We start from the raw sequence: 4,097 nt of genomic DNA, 5'->3' as shown, positions 1-4,097 counted from the left end.
TGCATGATGCGGTGGAACTGCTCCGGGGGGAGGTCCTTCCAGGGTTTTTGTGCCGGGGCCTGGGTTGTGTCCTGCGGTTGGGTTTGAGCCCCTGCCTGGGTTTGGCTCTGGCCTTTTACCGGCGACGGGGGAAACATCCATGCCATCAGGACAGCAAGAACGGCTGCCAGCGCATATTTTAAAATATGAGATCTATTCATCATCATCTTTATTGTCCCTGAATTTTTTCAGTTCCCCGGCATCAGATAAATCCCTGTATCGATTCGATCCGGATTTCATTTCCACCGCCTGTTTGCTGTCTTCTTCCTTATAACCAAGATGGATCATTACAAATATAACGAAAATTGAATTCGTTGAGTTGGACTTTAAATACGTTGAACGTTGAACGTTAAAAAAGTTGAACGTTGGAGGTTGAGCGTCAAAACGTTGGAGATTAGAACGTTGTGAACATTTCAAATAGTTATGGTAAACCGGGTGCCTTCTCCCGGGGTACTGGAAACCGATACCGTGGCATCGTTTTTCTGAAGGAATTCCTTGCTTAACATGAGGCCCAGGCCCGAACTTTCTTCATTGTTTTTATTTCCAAGGTCCACGGAATAATCATAAGAAAATAACTTGTTGACGGTCTTTTCATCCATTCCAATTCCCTTATCCTCAATGATGATCTCTGCCCCCCTGGCTGTCTCAAAAACCCCGATATAAACCGCTCCGTTGGATTCATTGAATTTTATAGCATTGGAAACAATGTTTCGCAGTGCTGTCTCCAGCATATTGGCGTCGGCATAGACAAAAACCTGATCAGAAGGATAATCCGTGCTCACTTCCAACTCTTTAAATTCAATTCTGGGTTTGAAAAAATCCAAAATCCTATCAATAACAGACTTAAGCTCAACGTGTTCCTTTTGGGGTTCCAACTGAAGCAAATCCTGTTTGGACCACGATAACAGATCCTGAAGGGTTTGATACATGGAATTGGTGGTTACCCCTAATGTCTGTAAATTTCTGCCCAATTCATCTTTGCTGACCTGATGAAATTTTGTAAGCATCAGCTTTATGAAACGGTCCATTGATGACACCGACCCCCGCAGATCATGTGAGATAAGAGACAAAAACTTAGAATTTATTTCATTGGCCTGTTCCAGTTGGTGGTTTTTTTCTTCCAACTCCTGATTGGACAGGTGCAACTTTAAATCTGTCTCAATATGCTGTTTTACTTTATCCAGCAGTTCTTCATACAGCGGACCGTAATGATTTTCCTTGTTGTCCAGCACGCAGACTGTACCGAACACTTCCCCATCCGGATAATTCAGGGGCATACCCAAATAGGAGATCATGTTCAGGTCCATATCCGGATTGTTTTCTTTCCATATCTCACTTTTGCTGGCATCAGGCACCAGCAGTTTCTCTTGTTTACCAATAACGGTTTCACAATACAATCCATGAATAAGCTCCTCTTTCCCTCCCACTTTGTAGGGATTGCCTTTTGACTGGCTTTTTAAAAACACCTCGATGGTCTGCTCGTTCAGCTTCATGATCAGCGCAGAGGGAACATTCATAAGTTTTGCAGTCAGATCTAACAGGGACTGCCATTTCTCAATTACTTCCCTGTCCATTTCCGGTTTGAGCTCGGAAGCAATGCTCACCCGTTCCGTTGAACCGTTTTCCCTTACTGTAACTTTAGAAAATTTCTTTTCTTTCATTAGTGGTTGTTCCTTTTTTCTGAACCCCTTCTTCCAATTGTTCTGTTCACCGATGTTGATCGATCCATTGCCTTTCTACATGTACTTATGGATAACTTGAAAAAAATCGTTGATCTCAATGGGTTTGGCAATATAATCATCAGCCCCTGCCCGCAGAAGAGTGTTCCGGTCTTCGCCCATGGCATAAGCGGTTTGGGCGATGATTTTCACATCGGTGTCGGTTTGCCGTATTCTCTTAATGATTTCCATTCCGCTGATATCAGGGAGTCGAATATCCATTAAGATCAGATCTATATGGGCATGATCCTTAAAAGCCTGAAAACTGTCTTCACCCGTTGCCTTTAAAATAAGCGTGGCGCCCATGGGTGCCAGGATCTCTTTCAGGTATTCCAGGCTTGTTGGATCATCGTCAACAATAAGCAGTGTTTTGCCCTGCCAGTTGTAATCGGCTTTTCCCGCTTCATTCCTTTCTTCTTTGTCTTTAACCTGCGTTTTGTAAGGCAGGGTAAAATAAAAGACGGACCCTTTCCCTTCTTCAGATTCCACCCACATTTCTCCTCCCAGCAGCTCAACGAGATTTTTGGAGATGGTGAGTCCCAGTCCGGTGCCTTCATAGAATCTGGAGGAAGAATTACTGGCTTGTGTGAAACGCTCAAATATACAGTCTTTTTTATCAGGGGGAATGCCCACACCCGTATCCTTTACATAAAAGAGCAATGTATGGTCATGCCTCAGAGTATAACCAAAAGCGACGGTACCTTCATCGGTGAATTTGATGGCATTGTTCAACAAATTGTCCATTATCTGCCGCAGGCGCTGAAAATCGGATTCAATACGGCTCTCTTCCTGATCCAAGCCCAGGTCCATCTTCAGCTCAAGGTGATCTTTCCCATTGGTATTCAGGTGGTTGTTCCAGGTGCTGTAGAGTTGGTGCATGACCTCATTCAGGCTGAATGGCCGGACCTGAATTGATAGCTGGTTGGCCTGAATTTTTGACACATCCACCAGATCATTGATGATATTGAGCAAATGTTTGGTGCTTGAGTGGATGATATCCAGAAATTCTTTCTGTCTGTTTGTTGCGAACTCCCGGTCCTGGAGCATCTGCGAAAAACCCATAATGCCATTCATCGGGGTGCGTATCTCATGGCTCATATTCGTCAAAAAAGCTGATTTGAGCCGGTCGCTTTCTTCGGCTTTCTCTTTGGCCTGTTTCAACTCGAACTTTTGTTTTTCCAGCCGGTTGTTGATATGCTCCAATTCATCATTTTGTTCTTCCAGTTTTTGATTCACCTCGTGCAATTCTTCATTGGAGGCTCTTAATTCTTCTTCTGCAGTTTCCAGGTCCTCCTTTTTCTTTTGAAGTTTGAATTCTGCCTCTTTCCGGCCGGTAATATCAGAGGTGAATCCATCTATGACAAAAGTATTGTCATCAATTTCTCTGGAAACCTTGGCTGTCATGGAAAGCCATATATGTTTGCCGTCTTTTCTTTTCCCTTTATATTCAAAATTCTCAACCCATCCCTGATCTCTCAATATTTGCAAAAACTCCTGTCTGCGTTGGGGATCAACATAAAGCTGGGAAGCCAGGTTGTGATAAAATTCAATGGCTTCCTGCGGAGTTTCAAAGCCTAATATATGAGCCATCGTACCGTTCAGCATTATCGGTTCCCCTTTTGAGTTGGTACGGAAAATTCCTATTGGTGCCCCTTCAAAAAGGTGCCTGTATTTTTTTTCGCTTTCCTGCAGTTTGATCTCCGCTTGTTTGCGCCGGGTGATGTTCTGATGGGTTCCGAACATCCACAGGGGCTTTCCGTCATCGGTCCATGACACCACTTTGCCTCGGTCCAACAACCATATCCAGCTGCCGTCTTTGTGTTTCATGCGGTGTTCGCATTCATAGAGCCGGGTCTCACCCTTAAAATGCCTGTCCAGTTCTGCCTTGCATCTCTCCAGGTCTTCGGGATGGGCATGATCCATCCAGGTTTCGATGGTGGTGGGTGAAAGCTCTTCAAGGGTATACCCGATAAAGGCTGCCCAGCGTTCATTAAAGATGGTCTCACCTGTTTGCACATTCCACTCCCATGTGCCGGCATCGGTGCCTTCCAAAATGTTAGCCAACCGCTCTTGGGGGAGAAGCTCCCTCTCCGCTTTACTTTGCCGGGTGATGTCTTTTAACCGGGCATTTTCATTTTCCAGCTCCTGAATTCTATTTTTCAGATGAGAAGTAGATTCTTGATTCATGTGTTTTATTTAGTGAATAGAAAAGATGGCTTTACCTTCGAAATTACAAAAAAGAGCCTCTACTTCAAAGTATCAATAAAGCTTCCATGACATGCAGAAGTTAACAGGTAATAAAGATATACTTTCTTCCTGATTGCCAATAAAAGATGACAG

Annotated in this window: 3 protein-coding genes; all 3 read right to left on the bottom strand. The window is 44.1% G+C overall.

The window, feature by feature from the left end; genetic code table 11:
* Positions 1-206: hypothetical protein (locus KGY70_18150; GenBank protein MBS3777124.1), on the bottom strand; the 206-nt coding region annotated here is incomplete at its 3' end.
* Positions 207-452: 246 nt separating this feature from the next.
* Entirely contained in the window at positions 453-1,700 is a 1,248-nt protein-coding gene (locus KGY70_18145) for a GAF domain-containing sensor histidine kinase (protein ID MBS3777123.1), read from the bottom strand.
* A 75-nt stretch (positions 1,701-1,775) separates the two neighbouring features.
* On the bottom strand, positions 1,776-3,944 hold the full coding sequence (locus KGY70_18140; protein ID MBS3777122.1) for a PAS domain-containing protein: 2,169 nt from the start codon (positions 3,942-3,944) through the stop codon (positions 1,776-1,778).
* Between the last annotated feature and the right edge of the window lie 153 nt (positions 3,945-4,097).

The organism is Bacteroidales bacterium (assembly GCA_018334875.1).
Classification (GTDB): domain Bacteria; phylum Bacteroidota; class Bacteroidia; order Bacteroidales; family UBA12077; genus JAGXLC01.
The sequence above is the reverse complement of the archived record's forward strand: the minus strand, read 5'-3'. Positions and strand labels throughout refer to the sequence as shown.